Raw genomic sequence first — 18,287 nt, 5'->3', positions numbered from 1 at the left:
CCGAGGTGACGTCCCCGCAGAAGCCGGTACGGGCCGCGGGCTGCGTCCTGTGGCGCCGCGCCACGACCGAGGACGGGCTGGAGATCGCCCTCGTCCACCGCCCGAAGTATGACGACTGGTCGCACCCCAAAGGCAAGCTGAAGCGCGGCGAGGACGCCCTGGCCGGAGCGGTGCGCGAGGTCGCGGAGGAAACCGGCATGGACTGCCGCCCCGGCGCCCCCCTGCCCACCTCCTACTACAACGCCAACGGCCGCCCCAAGACCGTCCGCTACTGGGCCGCCGAAGCCTTGGCCGGCGCCTTCACCCCCAGCACCGAGGTCGACCGCCTGGAATGGCTCTCCCCAACGGAGGCCCGCCACCGCCTCACCCAGGAACGCGACCGGCCATTGGTGGATGCGTTGTTGGCGGCGTTGCATTTGGCGTAGCGACTGGGCTCGGCCGCACGGGGACGGCACGGGCTGCGGGGCGGGCACCGGCATCGGCCGAGCCGTTGTCTGCCTGCCTTGCTCACCGGAAGTCACCGTCGGCGATCCGCTGTGCCCGCCGCCGAATGATCCGTAATCCCGCCGGGTCCGAAGCGGGCCATACGCGCGCACCACACCGCAACAGGTAGACGCCCTGGTGGATGTCGGTCACGATCGTCCGGCGGCCGTTGCCCTCCACCTCGTCACCGACCTCGGGCAGGTCATTCACCGCGATGCCTCTTCCTGCGCGGACTTCCGCTTGGCAATCGCCTGGTCCAGCTGGATGGCGTACAGCTCCACCTGTCCCGGGTCCATCACGAGCAAGGACGGCTCCGTGGCGCCGTCGCGGTGATGGACGGTCACCGACAGCGCGGCCTGTTGTGCGCGGGAGTCGTAGGCGATGTCCCGCTGGTCGATCGTGATGTGTGAGATCACGGGGTGTCTCCTCATCGGGATCGGGGAGGGCCCCTGCCTGCCCTTTCGGGAGCCGGCGCGTGGGCTGTCCACCAGCCGGCGGAGGAAGCCTCCCGACGGCTGATATTCACTCAACTCCCTTACCGCCCACCGGGTAAGGGAGCAGAGTGGAGAGACGGTTGAACTGGTTGAACGCTCGGGGGTCCACGAGATGGCACCACGATCAAGAACGCCGAACCTCGCGCTCGCCGTCCTCATGCGGGAGGGCGGGATCGGAAACGCGCAGCTCGCGCGGGCAGTGAACCGGGCGGCCGCAGAACTCGGGGTGACGCTGCACTACGACAAATCGTCGGTGTCCCACTGGCTGAAGGGCTCCGTGCCGAAGAAGGAGGCGCGCGACGCGGTCGCCGAGGCGCTCTCACGACTTCTGAAGCGCCCCGTGAGCCCGGTCGACGCCGGACTCGGTGCCGGCACCGACCCGGACGCACCGGCAGACATCGCGGCGGGAGTGATGGATTTGGGCAGGGCCGACATGGACCCCTCCCGGCGCGCGGTAATCGGCGCCGGACTGTACTCGGCGGCACTGGTCGTGCCGGGCTTCGATGCCGTCTCCGGGAGGGCCGAAGCGACGCCCGCCGGCCGTACGGTGCGGATCGGCATGGGCGACATCGAGACCGTCCGGAAGATGACGGAGAACATCGCGGACATCCTCGACGATCTCGGCGGAGCGCACGCCCGGCCGATGGCCGCCGCCTTCCTCGTCAACACCGTCGGCCCCTACCTGAAGGCCGACGGCACGGAGGAAGCCCGGAAGGCGATGCGGTCGGCCGCCGCCGATCTGGTCTACCTCACGGGCTGGATGGCCATGTACGAACGGGAACACCGCATCGGACAGCGGTACTACGTCAAGGCGCTCAAGCTCGCCGGCGCCGCCGAGGACCACCTCACCTACTGCCGCACCCTGCGGGGCATGGCGTTGCAGGCCTCCCACCTCGGCCACGGCGCGAAATCCCTCGAACTGGCCGACTCCGCCGCCGAAGCCGCACCCGTCGCGGGCCCTCGCCTGACCGCGTTCCTCCGGGGGCAACAGGCGCACGGCGCGGCGATGGTCAAGGACCGCCGCCAGGCATTCACCCGGCTACGGGAGACCGAAGAGGCCCTGTCCCAGGCGGACGGCCGTAACGACCACATCGGCGGCTACGACCGTGCCGCCTACGAGTTCCACGTCGCCCACGTGCTGTGGGAACTGGGCGACCGCCCGGAATCGGTCCGGGCGCTGCGCCGGTCGCACCGTTTCCGGCCGCCGGCGGAGCGCCAAGGACGCCTGCACACCAACGGACTTCTGGCCAGGCGCCTCCTTGCCATGCGCCATGTGGAGGAGTCGTGCGAGGCGTGGGAGCGCTTCCTGGACGACTACACAGGGACCTCCGGCGCCCGCGGCGACGAACACTTCACCGCCCTGAGGGAGGGGCTGCGCCCGTACCGTCAGCTCCCCGCCGTGCGTCAACTGTCGGAACGGGCACGGGAGGTGGCGCGGCTCAAGGTCGCGTAGGCCCGCTCGGCGGGGTCCGAGGCGTACCACGCCGGAGCGTTCGCCGCCGCGGCTATGCGTCCGTGGTCGCCGGCGGCAAGTAGCAGATGTCGGTTTGCGCACTATCCTCCGCGAGAAGGTGCCGCCGAATCGTAGGGAGTCCAGATGGACGACGAACCGCTGTCGGACTGGGCGGAACGCCGTGACGCGAAGATCGGACGGCTTCGCGCTGTGCCCCTGGTCCCCAAAGAGGGCCTGAAGGGTTCACACCTGAATCCAGAGGCACCCCGCGCCATCCAGCGATGGAACGGATACGCCTGGGAGCCTCACGGGTTCGCGTCCAACCTCGCGGAGGCGAAACGCATCCTGTACCCCGAGGCCATGACGCCCCCGGCCGCGGTGTCGCCACCCCAGCCGCTCCGCTCGGGCACGGGCAAGCATCGCAAGCCGCGGTGAGTGCGCGAAGTGAATTCGCCGAAGCCGTCTCTGCACCAGAGGACCAAGCCCGTAGGGACACCCGTGGTCTCGTGGCCGGAGCCGCCTCACCGCCTCCGCAGCGAAGCATCCGTGATCGCCGGGGGCAGGTAGTAGGCGTCGGCCCGGTTGAGGTCGGTGCCCGGGGGCACGATGGTGTCGATGCGGTCGAGGATGTCCGCGGCGAGGGTCACCTCGGAGCCCTCCAGCATGCTGTCGAGCTGGTCGAGGGTGCGCGGGCCGATGATCACGGACGTCACGGCGGGGTGGGAGCGGACGAAGGCGGTCGCCAGGTGGGGCAGGGGCAGGCCCGCTTCCGACGCGACCTTCGACAGCGCGGTGACCGCCTCGGCCTTGCGGGCGTTCTCGGGGATCGAGAGATCGAACTTCTGGGTCTCCAGGCCGGCCCGTGAACTGGCCGAGAGATCGCGGCCGGACAGCCAGCCGGCGCTGAGCGGGCCCCAGGTCAGCACGCCCATGCCATAGCGCTGGGCGGTCGGCAGCACCGCGTTCTCCACCCCGCGCGCCAGCATCGAGTACGGCGGCTGCTCGGTGCGGAAGCGGAGGTGACCGCGGCGCTCGGCGGTCCACTGCGCCTCGACGATCTGCTCGGCGGGGAAGGTCGAGGAGCCGATCGCCCGCACCTTTCCGGCGCGTACCAGGTCGGAGAGTGCCGAGAGCGTCTCGTCGATATCGGTCGTCGGGTCGGGGCGGTGCATCTGGTAGAGGTCGATGTAGTCGGTGCCCAGACGGCGCAGGCTGTCCTCCACCGCCCGCACGATCCAACGCCGGGAACTGCCACTGTGGTTGGCGTCCGGGCCCATGGAGCTGACGGCCTTCGTGGCCAGTACGACGTCCTCGCGGCGCCCCTTGAGCGCCTTGCCGACGATCTCCTCGGACTCGCCCGCGGCGTACACGTCCGCGGTGTCCACGAAGTTGATACCGGCGTCCAGCGCACGGTGCACGATCCGTACGCAGTCGTCATGATCGGTGTTGCCCCAGGCGCCGAGCATCATCGCGCCGAGCGCGTACTCGCTGACCGAGATGCCGGTACCGCCGAGGATCCTGCGCTGCATGAGGTGCTCCTTCTGCGAGTTCTCAGGGGTCGTCCCGAAGAGCGTCTCCGGGGCGTGCCGAAGGGCGTCTCCGGGGCGTGCCGGAGGGACCTCCGGGGCGCCCCGGAGACGTCCGGGCCCCACCTTGCTGTCCGTACGGGGAGCGGACCAGGCCCGTCGCATCCTGGGCCGGCGGGAACCACTCAACCGGCCGTGCGTCGCATACTGGACCGATGCTGTACGCGGAAATCGAGATCAGCTCGTTCCTCAAGGCGCGCCGCGCGGCGCTCGAACCGGCCGACCTCGGCCTGCCCGGCGGGGTGAACCGGCGCCGGGTGCGCGGGCTGCGGCGCGAGGAGGTCGCCCAGCTCGCCGGCATCAGCGTCGACTACTACACCCGCATCGAGCAGGGCCGGGCGCCCGCCATCTCCGACTCCGTCCTGGACGCCATCGCGCGGGCGCTGCGGCTGTCCGGCGGTGAGGTGACGTATCTGCGCAATATCGCCGTGCCCCGGCGCCCGGGCGCGGACCGCACCGCCGGTCCCATGCCCGGACGGACCGTACCCCCCGAGATCCAGCAGGTCCTGGACGCGATGGCGGCCACCGTCCCGGCCCTGGTGATCGGCCGCGGCCTGGACATCCTGGCCTGGAACCCGCTGGGCGCCCGGATCGCCTTCGACCTGGAGGCGCTCGCCCCGGACCGGCGCAACACCGCACTGCTGGTCTTCCTCGACCCGGCGGCCCGCGCCCTGCACCCGGACTGGGAGGCGAAGGCCGTGGAGGTGGTCGGCAATCTGCGCGCCGACAGCGGCCGGCACCCCGACGACCCGCGGATCTGCGAGGTGGTCAATGAACTCCTCGACCACAGCCCGGACTTCCGGCGGATCTGGGAGACGCAGTCGGTGCACGAGTGTCTGCGCGGCACCAAGCGGATCATGCATCCGCGCGTGGGCGCGCTCGACGTGACCTTCGAGAGCTTCCGGCTGAGCACCGATCCGGACCAGGCGCTGGTGACGTACACGGCCCCGCGCGGCTCGGAGACGGAGCGGCGCATCCGGGAGCTGGGGGCGCTGACGGACCCGGTGCTGACCGCGTGAACGGACCCGGTGCTGACCGTGCAAGGCGTCGCTGACCGTGCAAGGCGTCGCTGACCGCGTAGGGCGTCGCTGACCGCGTAGGGCGTGGCTGACCGCGTAGGGCGTGTCCGCAAAGTCCCACGACGGGTGCGCTCAGCTCCTGGGGGCCAGTGCCTCCCACCGCACGGTGACCTCTCCCTGGCGGCGGCGCCGCGGGTCGCCGGTCAGCGGCCAGTCGGTGGCCAGCGCCGCCACGGCGGCCCGCCAGCGCTGGCGGGCGCCCAGCGCGCCCAGCGGGGCGGCGGTGGCCCAGGCGCGGTCGAAGTCCCGGAGGAAGGCATGCACCGGTTCGCCCGGCACATTGCGGTGGATCAGTGCCTTCGGGAGGCGTTCTGCCAGGTCGGAGGGTGTGTGGAGGGCGCTGAGGCGGGCGGCGAAGGTGACCGTGCGCGGCCCCTCGGGGCCCAGCGCCACCCAGACGTGCCGCCGCCCGATCTCGTCGCAGGTGCCCTCGACCAGCAGCCCGCCGGGCGCCAGCCGGGCACACAGCCGCCGCCACACGGCGGCCACCTCGTCCTCGTCGTACTGCCGCAGCACATTCGCGGCCCGGATGAGGACCGGTTCCCGCGTCCGCTGACCCGGCAGCGGCACCTCGAAACCGCCGTGGACGAAGTCCAGCCCCGGCTGCTCGTAGGCCCGCGCGGCCGCGACCCGCGCGGGGTCGATCTCGATGCCGACGACCCGGGCGTCCGGCCGGACCGTCCGCAGCCGCCCCAGCAGCTCCACCGCGGTCCAGGGCGCGGCGCCGTAGCCGAGGTCGACCGCGACGGGGTCGGCGGAGCGGCGCAGCACGGCGCCGTGTTCCGCGGCGATCCAGCGGTCCATACGGCGCAGCCGGTTGGGGTTGGTGGTCCCGCGGGTGGCGTTTCCGACGGGCCGGGACGGTGCGGTCGCCGGGGCGGCGGCAAGGACGGAGGGGCGGCGGGCCATGCCATCGAGAGTATGGGGTGGCGGCGGGTGCGCCGTCCCAGAGGTCCCGCCGGGCCCCGCTTGGTCACGCTTTGGCAAAGTACGCGGAGCGCGTGCCGGACGGAAATGGATCGCCGGGGTCTGTTGTTGGACGGGGTCGGAGGCGCGCCGCCCGCCCCGCCTAGGAGGTAGTTCGACGTGAGCCAATACGTGTCCCGGCTCCGCAGTCGTTCCCATGGCCAGTTCCCGGGCCAGGCCCGGCTGCGGCTGCCCGGCAGCGCGCGCCGCCCGCGCCGGGTGGCGATGCTCAGCGTCCACACCTCCCCGCTGCACCAGCCCGGCACCGGCGACGCGGGGGGCATGAACGTCTACATCGTCGAGCTGGCCAAAAAGCTCGCCTCGATCAACATCGAGGTGGAGATCTTCACCCGCGCCACCACCGGCACCCTCCCGCCCGCCGTGGAGCTCGCCCCCGGCGTTCTCGTACGGCATGTGGACGCCGGTCCGTACGAGGGCCTGGCGAAGGAGGAGCTGCCCGCCCAGCTGTGTGCCTTCACCCACGGCGTGATGCAGACCTGGGCCGGCCACCGCCCCGGCTACTACGACCTGGTGCACTCCCACTACTGGCTCTCCGGCCATGTCGGCTGGCTGGCCGGCGAGCGCTGGGGCGTCCCGCTGGTGCACGCCATGCACACCATGGCGAAGGTCAAGAACGCCGCGCTGGCCGTGGGGGACACCCCCGAGCCGGCCGCCAGGGTGATCGGCGAGACCCAGATCGTCCGGGCCGCGGACCGGCTGATAGCCAACACCGCCGAGGAGGCGGACGAGCTCGTACGGCATTACGAGGCCGAGCGCGGCAAGGTCGCAGTGGTGCACCCCGGCGTCAACCTCGACCGCTTCCGCCCCACCGGCGGCGAGGTCGCCGAGAGCCGGGCCGCCGCCCGCGCCCGCCTCGGCCTGCCGCAGGACGCGGTCATTCCGCTCTTCGCCGGCCGCATACAGCCGCTCAAGGCGCCCGACATCCTGCTGCGTGCGGCCGCCGCCCTGCTGGCCGAGGATCCCTCGCTGCGCTCCCGGCTGGTGGTGCCCGTGGTCGGCGGACCCAGCGGCAGCGGGCTGGCCAAGCCTGAGGGCCTGCAGAAGCTGGCCGCCCGGCTCGGTATCGCGGATCTGGTGCAGTTCCGCCCGCCGGTCGGCCAGGAACAGCTCGCCGACTGGTACCGCGCCGCATCCGTGCTGGTCATGCCCTCGTACAGCGAATCCTTCGGACTGGTCGCCATCGAGGCCCAGGCCTGTGGCACCCCGGTCGTCGCGGCCGCGGTCGGCGGTCTGCCGGTGGCGGTGCGCGACGGCGTCAGCGGTTTCCTCGTCGCCGGCCATGACCCGGCCGACTACGCCCGCGCACTCGCCCGCTTCGTCGCGGACCCGGCGCTGCCCGCCCGGATGGGCACCGACGCCGCCCGCCACGCCCAGTCCTTCGGCTGGGACACCGCCGCCGCGGCGACCGGCGACGTCTACACCGCCGCCATGCAGGAGCACCGCCGTCACCTACGATCGCTCCATGGGTGACACGGGCGAGGAGCACGGTGTGAGCGAGACGGGCAAGGGGACGGCCGGGACTGCCGTGGCCGCCGGTGCGACCGCGCAGACCGTGATCGAGCAGACGCTGAAGGACGCCGGCCTCGAATGGGAAACCCCCTCCGACGGCACCTACGTCGTCAAGCTCCCCGGCACCCGCAAGCTCTCCACGACCTGCTCGTTCATCGTCGGCAGGCACTCCCTCTCCATCAACGCCTTCGTCGTCCGCCACCCCGACGAGAACCACGAGGCCGTGCACCGCTGGCTCCTCGAACGCAACACGCGTCTCTACGGCGTCAGTTACGCGATCGACAAGCTCGGTGACATCTACCTCGTGGGCAAGCTCCCGCTGGCCGCCGTCACCCCCGACGAGCTCGACCGCATCCTCGGCACGGTCCTGGAGAACGCCGACGGCAGCTTCAACACCCTGCTGGAGATGGGCTTCGCCACGGCGATCCGCAAGGAGTACGCCTGGCGGGTGTCCCGCGGTGAGTCCACCCGCAACCTCGACGCCTTCGCGCATCTGACCCAGCGGCCTTCCGTCTAGCCGTACGACGGGCGGGCGGGCGGGCGAGCGGTGCGGTCAGGGCCGGGCCCGGCGGGGGAGCGGAGCGAACCCTGCGACCACACCGGGGCTCACTTGCCTCGGCGCCCCTGTCACGCCACCGGCTCGGACGACTCCTGCGCGGCCGTGGCCGGGGCCGCGGCCGACTGCCCCGCTGCCGTGACCGGCTGACCCCCGGCCACCGCCTCCGCCCCCGCGCCCGACTGCTCCGGCAGCCCCCGGAGCAGGAGTCCATAGCCCAGCGCGGCCAGCGTGCCGACGGCCGCGCAGCCGGCCCACAGAGCGTCGGCACCGTAGTGGTCGATCACCACGCCGCCGAGCAGAGGGGCCGTCAGGGAGGCGACGGACCAGGACAGGGCGTACATGCCCTGGTAGCGGCCGCGGCCGTGCAGCGGGGACAGGCGCACCACCAGGCCCATCTGGGTGGGGGAGTTGATGATCTCGCCGAGGGTCCAGACGGTGACGGCGACCGCGTACATGGCGACCGAGCCGGCCAGCGCCGTCAGCCCGAAGCCGTAGCCGGCGAGCAGGGCGGAGCCGATGAGGAGCATGGCCGGGCTGCGGTGTTCGATGAAGCGCGTCACCGGGATCTGCAGCAGTACGACGAGGACGCCGTTGACCGCGACGACCATGCCGAAGTCGGTGCTGGAGAAGCCGTCCTGACCCATCGACACGGGCATCGAGACATAGGCCTGCTGGAAGAGCAGGGCGAGCAGCAGGTTGAGGCCGACGACGGTCATGAACCGGCCGTCGCGCAGGACGGTCAGCATGGAGACCGGTGCGGGGGCCGGGCCGCCTGCGGCGTCGTCCGGCCCGCCCGGTGTGCCCGCGGCGGGGCGTGATTCCGGGAGCTTCCAGAAGACGACCAGCGCACAGGCCAGGACGAGCGCGGCCTCGCCCAGGAAGAGGGTCAAGTAGCCGTGCTCGGCGATGAGTCCGGCGGCGGTGGAGGAGATGGCGAAGCCGAGGTTGATGGCCCAGTAGTTGAGGGAGAAGGCGCGGACGCGGTCCTGGGGGGCGACGATGTCCGCCATCATCGCCTGGACGGCGGGGCGGGAGGCGTTGGTCGCCAGGCCGACCAGGCCCGCCACCGCCGCGATGGCGACCGGGTCCGTCATGAAGCCGAGCAGCGCCACGGACGCCGCCGTCGACAGCTGCGCGATCAGCATGGTGGGCCGGCGGCCGAGCCGGTCGGCCATGACCCCGGCGCCCACGGACGAGATCACTCCGCCCAGACCGTAGAGCGCGGCCACCAGGCCCGCGTAGGAGGCCGAATAGCCGCGCTCGACGGTCAGATAGAGGGCGAGGAAGGTCGCGACGAAGGCGCCCAGCCGGTTGATCAGGGTGCTGGTCCACAGCCACCAGAACTGCCGGGGGAGGCCGGAGACGCTCTCCACGACGGCTTGCCGGAGGCCGGCCCGCCTGGTGGGGCCGGATGTGGATGCGGACATGACATTTCCCCCGAGGAGTGGTCAGGCAGTGCGTGGCAGGCAGGCAGTCAGGGAGGCGGGCGGGGAGTCGGGCGGATACGGCCGCGCCGGGCGCCGGAAGGGTGGGCGACGGGGCGCGGAGGAGGTGCGTGTGTAAGTGGCGCGAGCGACTGTCGCACCCTACTGAGGGACCGGCTCCGGTCGCCACTCAATTGACGGGAAGCGTCAAACGCCGTCGGGAAGCCCACGTCCTGGACCGGCGCAGGGCCGATTCCGGATGTCGATTACGCTCGACGCCATGGCCGACGCACCGTACAAGCTGATCCTCCTCCGCCACGGCGAGAGCGAGTGGAACGCGAAGAACCTGTTCACCGGCTGGGTGGACGTCAATCTCAACGAGAAGGGCGAGAAGGAGGCAGTCCGCGGCGGAGAGCTGCTCAAGGACGCCGGCCTGCTCCCCGACGTAGTGCACACCTCCCTCCAGAAGCGCGCCATCCGCACCGCGCAGCTGGCCCTGGAGTCCGCCGACCGGCACTGGATCCCGGTCCACCGCAGCTGGCGGCTGAACGAGCGCCACTACGGTGCGCTGCAGGGCAAGGACAAGGCGCAGACCCTGGCCGAGTTCGGCGAGGAGCAGTTCATGCTCTGGCGCCGCTCGTACGACACCCCGCCGCCCGCGCTCGACCGTGACGCCGAGTACTCCCAGTTCTCCGACCCGCGCTACGCCGGCCTCCCGCCGGAGCTGCGCCCGCAGACGGAGTGCCTCAAGGACGTCGTCGTCCGCATGCTCCCGTACTGGTTCGACGGCATCGTCCCGGACCTCCGCTCCGGGAAGACGGTCCTGGTCGCCGCGCACGGCAACAGCCTGCGCGCCCTGGTCAAGCACCTGGACGGCATCTCCGACGAGGACATCGCCGGCCTGAACATCCCCACCGGCATCCCGCTCGCCTACGAGCTGGACGCCGACTTCCGTCCGGTCAAGCCCGGCGGCACCTACCTCGACCCGGAGGCCGCCAAGGCCGCCATCGAGGCCGTGAAGAACCAGGGCAAGAAGAAGTAACCGGCCCGGACCAAGCCCCCTGCCCGCGGAGTTCCCGCGGGCAGGGGGCTTGTCTGCGTTTCCGGGCCTTGTTCCGGGCCTTTCCCGTGCCGGCCGGCCCCGCGTGCGGCCCCGGCAGGCGGATGCAGCATGGAAGAAGGGGGGCTGTCGTCTGCAACCTGGAGGATGAGCCCGATGCCCAAGTTCATGGACATCCATCACGGTATGAAGGGCCTCACGGCCGACCAGCTCAACGAGGCACACCGGGCCGACCTCGCCATTCAGAGCGAGGAAGGCGTGACCTTCGAGCACGCCTGGGCCGACACCGAGTCCGGTGATGTGTTCTGTCTGTCGGATGCGCCGTCGGCGGGGGCGGTGCAGCGCATCCACGAGCGCGCCGGCCACAAGGCGGACGAGATCCATCCGCTGTCGCTCAGCGTGTGACCCGGCCCGGCGGCGGCCCCTGAGGGGAGACCCGCAGCTCAGGAACACGGCGGCGGCCCCGACCGGAAGATCGTCCGGTCGGGGCCGCCGTGGCGCTGTGCCGTTGAGGTCGCTAGCAGCCGCCGCCGCACTGGCACGGTCCGCCCGACTGGCAGCCGCAGCTGCAGCCGGAGCCGCAGCCACAGGCGCCGAGCAGGGGGAGCCGCGGGCGCTCGACAGCCGTCGGGGCGTCGTGAGCCGCGGTGTTCGGGGAGTCCGCCATGGGTGCCATGCATTGCCTCCTAGGGGTCACCTGCTGCCCATTGCAAGCCCGGGTGACGAGGCGCGTCAACGGCGCGTGGAAGCACACGTCAACGGCGCACGGTGGCTCATGGGGCGGACTCACTCCCTCCGCCCGCCGTTGTCGCTATGCGCCCTCGACCGCCGTCGGCGGGGCGATCTCGTCGGCGTGCTCACCGGTCACCAGGTAGACGACCCGCTTGGCGACGGAGACCGCGTGGTCCGCGAAGCGCTCGTAGTAGCGGCCCAGCAGGGTCACATCCACGGCCGTCTCGATGCCGTGCTTCCAGCGGTCGTCCATCAGGTGCTGGAAGAGCGTGCGGTGCATGGTGTCCATCGCGTCGTCGTCCTGCTCCAGCTGCAGCGCGAGGTCGACGTCCTTGGTGATGATGACCTCGGCGGCCTTGGCCATCAGGCGCTGCGCCAGCTGCCCCATCTCCAGGATGGTGGCGTGCAGGTCCCGCGGAACGGCCGTCTCCGGGAAGCGCAGCCGGGCCAGCTTGGCCACGTGCTGTGCCAGGTCGCCGGAGCGCTCCAGGTCGGCGCTCATCCGCAGCGAGGTGACGACGATCCGCAGGTCGGTGGCGACCGGCTGCTGCCGCGCCAGCAGGGCGATCGCCCGGGCCTCCAGGTCGCGCTGGAGGTCGTCGACCTTCTCGTCGGCGGCGATGACGTTCTCGGCCAGCTTGAGGTCCGCGTCGAGTATCGCCGTGGTGGCGCGCCCGATCGCGGAGCCGACGAGCCGGGCCATCTCGACCAGGCCCTCGCCGATCGAATCCAGCTCCTCGTGGTACGCGTCCCGCATCTTGACCTTCTCTCGCTTCGATGTGGTGGTGTGGCGTGGGTGGGGGAGGTGGAACGGGGTGCAGGGTGACCTGTGCCCACGCTCTCACGGCCCGGTGCCCGTGCGGTCCGTACCCCGGCGAGGTGCTCCGCGGAGCCGGTACTCCGCGGTGCCGTGCTCCGGAGGGGCTTACGCCCGCGGTCGCTCAGAGTGTCCGGCCGTGCGCCGGTGCGGAACCGGTCCGGCCCCCGCACTCTCACCCTGCGGGCACCGCGCGACCTGCGGTGCCACCGGGGGTGAACCGGTGCCGACGTGAAGGTGAACTCTGGGCGACGCAATCGCCGCTCCGGGACCGGCCGGGCGGTTCACCTGGCCCTGCCCCGGACCGGCGGGGCGCTCGCGCCGGTTTCCCTAGGGGCATCCGGTCGGCGGCCGCACGCGCCGCACCGGCCTCCGGAGTGAACCCGCGCGGACGCCACGGTGAACTCTGGGCGACGGCTGTTCGAGCAGGCCCTCGCACGGCTGGGGAAGTGTCCGACCCGGCGCATAACCTGGAGTCATGAACGTGGATGCGGCCGTCGCCGCAGTGGCAGCGATCGCCGGGCTGTGCACCGGCGTCTTCGCCATGCTGGCGTTCCGCTGGAGCGAGCGCGACCAGGCCAAGCCCACCCGCAGCTCACTGCACACGGACGCCGTGCTGCCGCCCGGGGTCGACACCGTGCTCTCGGTGCTCCGCTCCTCCGCCGTGGTGCTCGACGAGGCCGACGCCGTCGTGAAGGCCAGCTCCGCCGCGTACGCCCTCGGGCTGGTCCGCGGCGGCAAGCTCGCCGTCGAGCCGATGATGCAGATGGCCCGCGACACCCGCAGGGACGGCGAGATACGCCAGGTCGAGCTGGATCTCCCGCGCCGCGGCACCGGTCGCGGTGATGCCCTCGCGGTCTCCGCGAGAGTCGCCCCGCTCGGCTCCCGGCTCGTCCTGCTGCTGGTCGAGGACCTCACGGAGGCCCGCCGCATAGAGGCGGTCCGCCGCGACTTCGTGGCCAACGTCAGCCATGAGCTCAAGACGCCGGTCGGCGCCCTGTCGCTGCTCTCCGAGGCCGTGATGGACGCCAGCGACGACCCCGAGGCCGTCGAGCGCTTCGCCGGCCGGATGCAGAACGAGGCCACCCGACTGACCAACCTCGTCCAGGAGCTCATCGACCTCTCCCGGGTGCAGAACGACAACCCGCTGGAGGACGCCGAGCCGGTCCGGGTCGACGAGCTGGTCGCCGAAGCCGTGGACCGCTGCCGCCAGCAGGCCGGCGCGAAGCAGATCACCATGGCCGCCGGAGGCACCGCCGACCTGCATGTCTGGGGCAATCGCGGCCAGCTCGCGGCGGCCCTGGGCAATCTCGTCGAGAACGCCGTCAACTACTCCCCGGCGCGCACCCGCGTCGGGATCGCCGGACGCCATGTCTCCGCGCCCGGTGGCGACCTGATCGAGATCGCGGTGACCGACCAGGGCATCGGGATATCCGAGAAGGACCGGGACCGCGTCTTCGAGCGGTTCTACCGTGTCGACCCGGCGCGCTCGCGCGCCACCGGCGGGACCGGCCTCGGCCTCGCCATCGTCAAGCATGTGGCCGCCTCGCACGGCGGGGAGGTCACGGTGTGGAGCGCCGAGGGACAAGGCTCCACCTTCACCCTGCGTCTCCCGGAAGCCGGGTCCGTACGCGACCGCGAACGGCCCGCCGACCTCTCCGCGGAGGGCCTCGACGACGAGGACCGCCCGTACGAGACCTTCAACGATCCGCTCCCTGCTCACCCAGCCCCGGAGGTCCTTCCGTGACCCGAGTGCTTGTCGTCGAGGACGAGGAATCGTTCAGCGATGCACTGTCGTACATGCTCCGCAAGGAGGGCTTCGAGGTCGCCATCGCGGCTACGGGCCCTGACGGACTGGACGAGTTCGAGCGCAACGGCGCCGATCTCGTACTGCTGGACCTGATGCTGCCCGGCCTGCCCGGCACCGAGGTCTGCCGCCAGCTGCGCGGCCGCTCCAACGTCCCGGTCATCATGGTGACCGCCAAGGACAGCGAGATCGACAAGGTCGTCGGCCTGGAAATAGGAGCCGACGACTACGTCACCAAGCCCTTCTCCTCCCGCGAACTGGTCGCCCGTATCCGCGCCGTGCTGCGCCGCCGCGGCGAGCCGGAGGAGGTCACCCCGCAGGCCCTGGAGGCCGGGCCGGTCCGGATGGACGTGGACCGCCATGTCGTCACGGTCGCCGGCGGCAAGGTCGATCTGCCCCTGAAGGAGTTCGACCTCCTGGAGATGCTGCTGCGCAACGCCGGCCGGGTGCTGACCCGTATGCAGCTCATCGACCGGGTCTGGGGCGCCGACTACGTGGGCGACACCAAGACCCTGGACGTGCACGTCAAGCGGCTGCGCGCCAAGATCGAGCCCGACCCGGGCGCCCCGCGCTACCTCGTCACGGTCCGCGGTCTGGGCTACAAGTTCGAGCCGTAAACCGGTCCGTGCAGCAGGCCGTGCACCGCTGAGCCGCAGCGCAGCGGTGCGCCGCCGTGCGCGGCTGCGGCAGTACGCGTCAGGGGCGCCCCTCCGATCCGGAGGGGCGCCCCTGACGCGTAGTGGTGACGGCGCGTGCCACCGGCTCAGTGACCGGCGTGCGCCCCCTCCGCCGGCTTGGCGGTACCGGACGGGGAGGCCGAATCCGAGGGCTTGCTGCCCGGCTCCGAGGGCTTGCCGGTACCGGACGGCGACGGCGAGCCGGAGGCCGAGGGCACCTTCGAGGGCCCGTAGCCCTCGAAGTAGTTCTTCGCCGGGACGACGAAGGCGCTGATCTTCACCTGGCCGGTGGAGCTCAGCTTGAAGGTCAGCGGCTGCGCATTGCCGTCCTGGACGGCCTCCCGGCCGCTGGCGAGGACGGCCGAGGGGTTGCCCGCGCCGCCGATCACGACGGAGCCGCCGGCGGGCACGGTGATCGGGCCGGAGCCGCGGTCCGCCGGCGAGAGCTTGGCCGTCTGGCCGGTGCCGTCGACGGAGATCGCGGTCAGCTTCTGGTCCTTGGCGCCGCTGTTGAACACCGTCGCGGAGATCACGGCCGGGCCCTTGGCGTCCACCTCGGGCTGGGTGATCACGTTGGCGTTCTGGATCTTGATGTCGCCCACGGAGGTCGCGGCGTTGTCCGGCTTGACCTCCAGCGTCTGGGCGTCGTTCCCGGCCCCGCACGCGGACAGCGTGGCGATCGAGAGCGAAAGGACGGTGGCGGCGAGGACGCCGCGTCGAAGGCTGCGGCTCACGGCGGCGGCATCTCCTTGACGAGCTACGGCGGCCGAACGTTCGTGCCCGGTCGCGGATGGACGGCTGGGGCGGCGATCCGTACGCGTCATGACGACGGGTGCGTAAAGCCGCCCTAAGGGTGTGTCAGCGCCGCTAGGTTACCGAGCCGCCCTCGCGCCGCCGCACCCGACCCGCCCCCAGCGCGATCAGCGGCCCGCCACCGCCGTCCGGGCACCGTTCCACCGCCCCCGCCAGGCGGTCCCGGACGGGAAAGCCGGCCGCGCGGCCGGAGACACCGAGAAGCAGAGTGCGAGAACGTTCATCAAGAACGGGCATGCATTTTCGGCACGCGGCCGTTCGGGTGGCGAGCGGCTGGTTTCCTTCCGGGGAAAAGCAGTATTCGCAGGGAATGTGAAGGGCTCGCGGAATTGATCACACTCTTCGGCCGGCGGTTCGTGATCAATTCGAGAATCCGTCCCGAGAGGCCCATGAGCAGCCGAACGGAGTAGCGGAACTCGCTCGTGTGGATCCGTGCAAAACGGGACGTTCGGCCTGTCGATCATCGAGTTCCCGGTGTGTGACGGGCATGTTTCCGCTCACCCGTGCAGCCCCTCCGACCTGCGAATACCCGCTTCCGGAGCCCCCTCGCAGCACGTTCCGGTCACTGTTGTCAAGCCCCGAGATATGCCCTGACCTGCGAAAACGCCATTCAGAACGGCCCGTTCCCGTGTTAGCATGGATAGCCACGGAAGGGGTACCTGTCACATGACGTTCAAGGTTGGCGACACCGTGGTCTATCCCCATCACGGGGCCGCGCTGATCGAGGCCATCGAAACTCGCCAGATCAAAGGCGTGGACAAGACCTACTTGGTGCTGAAGGTCGCCCAGGGCGACTTGACTGTTCGTGTGCCAGCGGACAATGCGGAGTTCGTCGGCGTACGCGACGTGGTTGGTCAGGACGGGCTGGACCGGGTCTTCGAGGTGCTTCGTGCACCGTATGCCGAAGAGCCGACGAACTGGTCCCGTCGCTACAAGGCAAATCTCGAGAAGCTCGCTTCCGGCGATGTGATCAAGGTTGCCGAAGTGGTGCGCGACCTGTGGCGGCGTGAGCGTGAGCGCGGACTTTCCGCCGGTGAGAAGCGGATGCTCGCGAAGGCGCGCCAGATTCTGGTGAGCGAGCTCGCCCTCGCGGAGAACACCAACGAGGACAAGGCCGAGGCCCTGCTCGACGAGGTACTCGCGTCCTGACGACGCTCAAGCGTTGGCCATGTCCAGCGTTGGCGACATCCAGCGCATAGAGATCCAACGCAGCGACGACGTAGCAATGCCGCGGTGCCCGAGTGACGATCGACTCCCGAAGGGGAGCGGTCTGTTGCCGGGCGCTGCGGCATATCTGCGGGTGCTGCGACGGATCTACGGGGGGCGACCAGCTGGTCTCGGCGAGAACCACCGCCCCCCTGTGACGTGCCGGGCCCGGGCAGCAGCCTCGACCGCTGTCACGGAAGGGTCCGGTCAAGGCGTCGCGCCCGGCACTCCCCCCGTAGGGGGCACGCCCAGGCCATACCCACCTCGCCCGAGGAAACAAACCTGTCTGCGTCAATTCCGGGCTCGCCCCGGACTCCGGAGCCATCGATGTCAGATCCCTCCCGCCCGGTCCGCACCGCCGCGGTGATTCCCGCCGCCGGCCGTGGTGTCCGGCTCGGTCCCGGCACCCCCAAGGCACTGCGCACCCTGGGCGGCACTCCCATGCTGGTCCACGCCGTCCGCGCGATGGCCGCGTCACGTGCCGTCTCCCTCATCGTGGTGGTCGCCCCGCCCGACGGCGCCGCCGAGGTCAGCCGCCTCCTCCACGAGCATCCGCTCGCCGAACGCACCGAGCTCGAGGTCGTCCCCGGCGGTGAGACCCGCCAGGAGTCCGTACAGCTCGGTCTGGCGGCGCTCCCGGACACCATCGACGTCGTGCTGGTGCATGACGCCGCGCGGCCCCTGGTCCCGGTCGACACGGTCGACGCGGTGGTCGCCGCCGTACGCGCCGGTGCGCCCGCCGTCGTCCCGGCGCTGCCGCTCGCCGACACCGTCAAGCAGGTCGACCCGCAGCCGCAGGGTTCCCCCGAGCCGGTGGTCGGCACCCCGGAGCGGGCGCTGCTGCGCGCCGTACAGACCCCGCAGGGCTTCGACCTGGCGACCCTGCGCAAGGCGCATGACACCGTCGTCGAGGGCGAGGGCGCCACCGACGACGCCGGGCTGGTCGAGCGGCTCGGTTCGCCGGTCGTGGTCGTCCCCGGCCACGAGGAGGCGTTCAAGGTGACCCGGCCGCTGGACCTGGTCCTGGCCGAGGCCGTACTCGCCCGCAGGAGGGCCACCGATGGCTATGTCTGAGCCGGCACCGGCCGCCCCCCTTCTCCCGCTCGTCGGCATCGGCACGGATGTGCACGCCTTCGAGCAGGGCCGCGAGCTGTGGTGCGCCGGGCTGCTCTGGGACGCCGCGGAGAGCGACGGCTACGGCCTGGCCGGCCACAGCGACGGCGATGTGGCAGCCCATGCCGCCTGCGACGCGCTGTTCTCGGCGGCCGGTGTCGGCGACCTGGGCGCGCACTTCGGTACCAGCCGTCCCGAATGGTCCGGCGCCTCCGGTGTGACGCTGCTGGCCGAGGCCGCGCGGATCGTACGGGCCGAGGGCTTCACCATCGGCAATGTCGCGGTGCAGGTCATCGGCGTCCGCCCGAAGGTCGGCAAGCGACGGGACGAGGCCCAGAAGGCGCTGTCGGCGGCCGTCGGGGCGCCGGTCTCGGTCTCCGGCACGACCTCGGACGGGCTGGGTCTGACCGGCCGCGCCGAGGGCCTGGCCGCGGTCGCCACGGCGATCGTCTTCCGTACGGCCTGACCGGTCCCGCAGGGCCCGGAGC

The 18,287-nt window shown here is 71.4% G+C and carries 20 protein-coding genes; 13 read left to right on the top strand and 7 right to left on the bottom strand.

Annotation, left to right across the window (positions count from 1 at the left end; all coding sequences use genetic code 11):
* The first annotated feature begins 5 nt into the window (after positions 1 to 5).
* Entirely contained in the window at positions 6 to 425 is a 420-nt protein-coding gene (locus tag SLV14N_RS16360; protein WP_208681585.1) for an NUDIX hydrolase, read from the top strand.
* Between the two features lie 82 nt (positions 426 to 507).
* Here the strand turns inward: SLV14N_RS16360 and SLV14N_RS16355 are convergent, their stop codons facing one another.
* Both SLV14N_RS16355 and SLV14N_RS16350 read right to left on the bottom strand, forming a co-directional pair.
* Positions 508 to 693: a hypothetical protein gene (locus SLV14N_RS16355; RefSeq protein WP_263269844.1), complete on the bottom strand. Its 186-nt coding sequence runs from the start codon at positions 691 to 693 to the stop codon at positions 508 to 510.
* On the bottom strand, positions 690 to 899 hold the full coding sequence (locus SLV14N_RS16350; RefSeq protein WP_208681583.1) for a hypothetical protein: 210 nt from the start codon (positions 897 to 899) through the stop codon (positions 690 to 692). Before SLV14N_RS16350 ends, SLV14N_RS16355 begins: the two co-directional genes overlap by 4 nt.
* A 190-nt stretch (positions 900 to 1,089) precedes the next feature.
* On the opposite strand from SLV14N_RS16350, the gene SLV14N_RS16345 reads away from it, so the two are divergent.
* Together SLV14N_RS16345 and SLV14N_RS16340 are read left to right on the top strand one after the other, a co-directional pair.
* Complete coding sequence (locus SLV14N_RS16345) at positions 1,090 to 2,430, top strand: hypothetical protein (RefSeq protein WP_263269843.1); 1,341 nt, start codon at positions 1,090 to 1,092, stop codon at positions 2,428 to 2,430.
* A 144-nt stretch (positions 2,431 to 2,574) separates the two neighbouring features.
* Positions 2,575 to 2,865, top strand: coding sequence for a DUF6087 family protein (locus SLV14N_RS16340; protein ID WP_263269842.1), 291 nt, complete (start codon positions 2,575 to 2,577; stop codon positions 2,863 to 2,865).
* Between the two features lie 86 nt (positions 2,866 to 2,951).
* Here SLV14N_RS16340 and SLV14N_RS16335 read toward each other — a convergent pair whose 3' ends face one another.
* The gene (locus SLV14N_RS16335) at positions 2,952 to 3,959 is read right to left on the bottom strand and encodes an aldo/keto reductase (protein WP_263269841.1); all 1,008 of its coding nucleotides are present in this window, start codon (positions 3,957 to 3,959) and stop codon (positions 2,952 to 2,954) included.
* Positions 3,960 to 4,171: 212 nt separating this feature from the next.
* Here SLV14N_RS16335 and SLV14N_RS16330 point away from each other — a divergent pair, with 212 nt between their 5' ends.
* Positions 4,172 to 5,035, top strand: coding sequence for a helix-turn-helix transcriptional regulator (locus SLV14N_RS16330; protein ID WP_263269839.1), 864 nt, complete (start codon positions 4,172 to 4,174; stop codon positions 5,033 to 5,035).
* A 132-nt stretch (positions 5,036 to 5,167) separates the two neighbouring features.
* On the opposite strand, the gene SLV14N_RS16325 is transcribed toward SLV14N_RS16330, so the two are convergent.
* Positions 5,168 to 6,004, bottom strand: coding sequence for a trans-aconitate 2-methyltransferase (locus SLV14N_RS16325; protein ID WP_208681573.1), 837 nt, complete (start codon positions 6,002 to 6,004; stop codon positions 5,168 to 5,170).
* Positions 6,005 to 6,181: 177 nt separating this feature from the next.
* Between SLV14N_RS16325 and mshA the strand changes: the two genes are divergently transcribed.
* Both mshA and SLV14N_RS16315 read left to right on the top strand, forming a co-directional pair.
* Positions 6,182 to 7,552 carry a D-inositol-3-phosphate glycosyltransferase gene (mshA, locus tag SLV14N_RS16320; RefSeq protein ID WP_263269837.1) on the top strand — a complete coding sequence of 457 codons (1,371 nt, stop codon included), beginning with the start codon at positions 6,182 to 6,184 and terminating at the stop codon, positions 7,550 to 7,552.
* Positions 7,545 to 8,108 carry a YbjN domain-containing protein gene (locus tag SLV14N_RS16315; protein ID WP_259670341.1) on the top strand — a complete coding sequence of 188 codons (564 nt, stop codon included), beginning with the start codon at positions 7,545 to 7,547 and terminating at the stop codon, positions 8,106 to 8,108. Before mshA ends, SLV14N_RS16315 begins: the two co-directional genes overlap by 8 nt.
* A gap of 110 nt (positions 8,109 to 8,218) precedes the next feature.
* On the opposite strand, the gene SLV14N_RS16310 is transcribed toward SLV14N_RS16315, so the two are convergent.
* Entirely contained in the window at positions 8,219 to 9,577 is a 1,359-nt protein-coding gene (locus SLV14N_RS16310) for an MFS transporter (RefSeq protein ID WP_263269836.1), read from the bottom strand.
* A gap of 277 nt (positions 9,578 to 9,854) precedes the next feature.
* Between SLV14N_RS16310 and SLV14N_RS16305 the strand changes: the two genes are divergently transcribed.
* Together SLV14N_RS16305 and SLV14N_RS16300 are read left to right on the top strand one after the other, a co-directional pair.
* Positions 9,855 to 10,616 carry a phosphoglyceromutase gene (locus tag SLV14N_RS16305; RefSeq protein WP_127152497.1) on the top strand — a complete coding sequence of 254 codons (762 nt, stop codon included), beginning with the start codon at positions 9,855 to 9,857 and terminating at the stop codon, positions 10,614 to 10,616.
* A 174-nt stretch (positions 10,617 to 10,790) separates the two neighbouring features.
* A complete protein-coding gene (locus tag SLV14N_RS16300) occupies positions 10,791 to 11,039 on the top strand; it encodes an SCO4226 family nickel-binding protein (RefSeq protein ID WP_263269834.1) in 249 nt (82 codons plus the stop codon).
* Between the two features lie 406 nt (positions 11,040 to 11,445).
* Here SLV14N_RS16300 and phoU read toward each other — a convergent pair whose 3' ends face one another.
* Positions 11,446 to 12,123, bottom strand: a complete 678-nt coding sequence (phoU, locus tag SLV14N_RS16295; protein WP_208681565.1) for a phosphate signaling complex protein PhoU — start codon at positions 12,121 to 12,123, stop codon at positions 11,446 to 11,448.
* 538 nt (positions 12,124 to 12,661) lie between these two features.
* On the opposite strand from phoU, the gene SLV14N_RS16290 reads away from it, so the two are divergent.
* Together SLV14N_RS16290 and SLV14N_RS16285 are read left to right on the top strand one after the other, a co-directional pair.
* On the top strand, positions 12,662 to 13,930 hold the full coding sequence (locus SLV14N_RS16290; protein WP_127152499.1) for a cell wall metabolism sensor histidine kinase WalK: 1,269 nt from the start codon (positions 12,662 to 12,664) through the stop codon (positions 13,928 to 13,930).
* Positions 13,927 to 14,607 (top strand): response regulator transcription factor, encoded by a 681-nt coding sequence (locus SLV14N_RS16285; protein WP_033266349.1) that lies wholly within the window; start codon positions 13,927 to 13,929, stop codon positions 14,605 to 14,607. Before SLV14N_RS16290 ends, SLV14N_RS16285 begins: the two co-directional genes overlap by 4 nt.
* Before the next feature lie 146 nt (positions 14,608 to 14,753).
* On the opposite strand, the gene SLV14N_RS16280 is transcribed toward SLV14N_RS16285, so the two are convergent.
* Entirely contained in the window at positions 14,754 to 15,401 is a 648-nt protein-coding gene (locus SLV14N_RS16280) for a DUF461 domain-containing protein (protein WP_208681563.1), read from the bottom strand.
* Positions 15,402 to 16,146: 745 nt separating this feature from the next.
* Here SLV14N_RS16280 and SLV14N_RS16275 point away from each other — a divergent pair.
* The 3 genes from SLV14N_RS16275 (at position 16,147) to ispF (ending at position 18,265) form a co-directional block, all read left to right on the top strand.
* Complete coding sequence (locus tag SLV14N_RS16275; protein ID WP_003953493.1) at positions 16,147 to 16,629, top strand: CarD family transcriptional regulator; 483 nt, start codon at positions 16,147 to 16,149, stop codon at positions 16,627 to 16,629.
* A 384-nt stretch (positions 16,630 to 17,013) separates the two neighbouring features.
* Positions 17,014 to 17,760 carry a 2-C-methyl-D-erythritol 4-phosphate cytidylyltransferase gene (gene ispD / locus SLV14N_RS16270; protein WP_018089766.1) on the top strand — a complete coding sequence of 249 codons (747 nt, stop codon included), beginning with the start codon at positions 17,014 to 17,016 and terminating at the stop codon, positions 17,758 to 17,760.
* Positions 17,753 to 18,265, top strand: a complete 513-nt coding sequence (gene ispF / locus SLV14N_RS16265) for a 2-C-methyl-D-erythritol 2,4-cyclodiphosphate synthase (RefSeq protein WP_018089765.1) — start codon at positions 17,753 to 17,755, stop codon at positions 18,263 to 18,265. The genes ispD and ispF overlap by 8 nt, the downstream gene beginning before the upstream one ends.
* The last annotated feature ends 22 nt before the right edge of the window (positions 18,266 to 18,287 follow it).

Source organism: Streptomyces sp. Je 1-4 4N24 (assembly GCF_026239515.1).
Classification (GTDB): Bacteria; Actinomycetota; Actinomycetes; order Streptomycetales; family Streptomycetaceae; genus Streptomyces; species Streptomyces nigrescens.
Note: the sequence above shows the minus strand (reverse complement) of the source record. Positions and strands in the feature narration are given on the sequence as shown.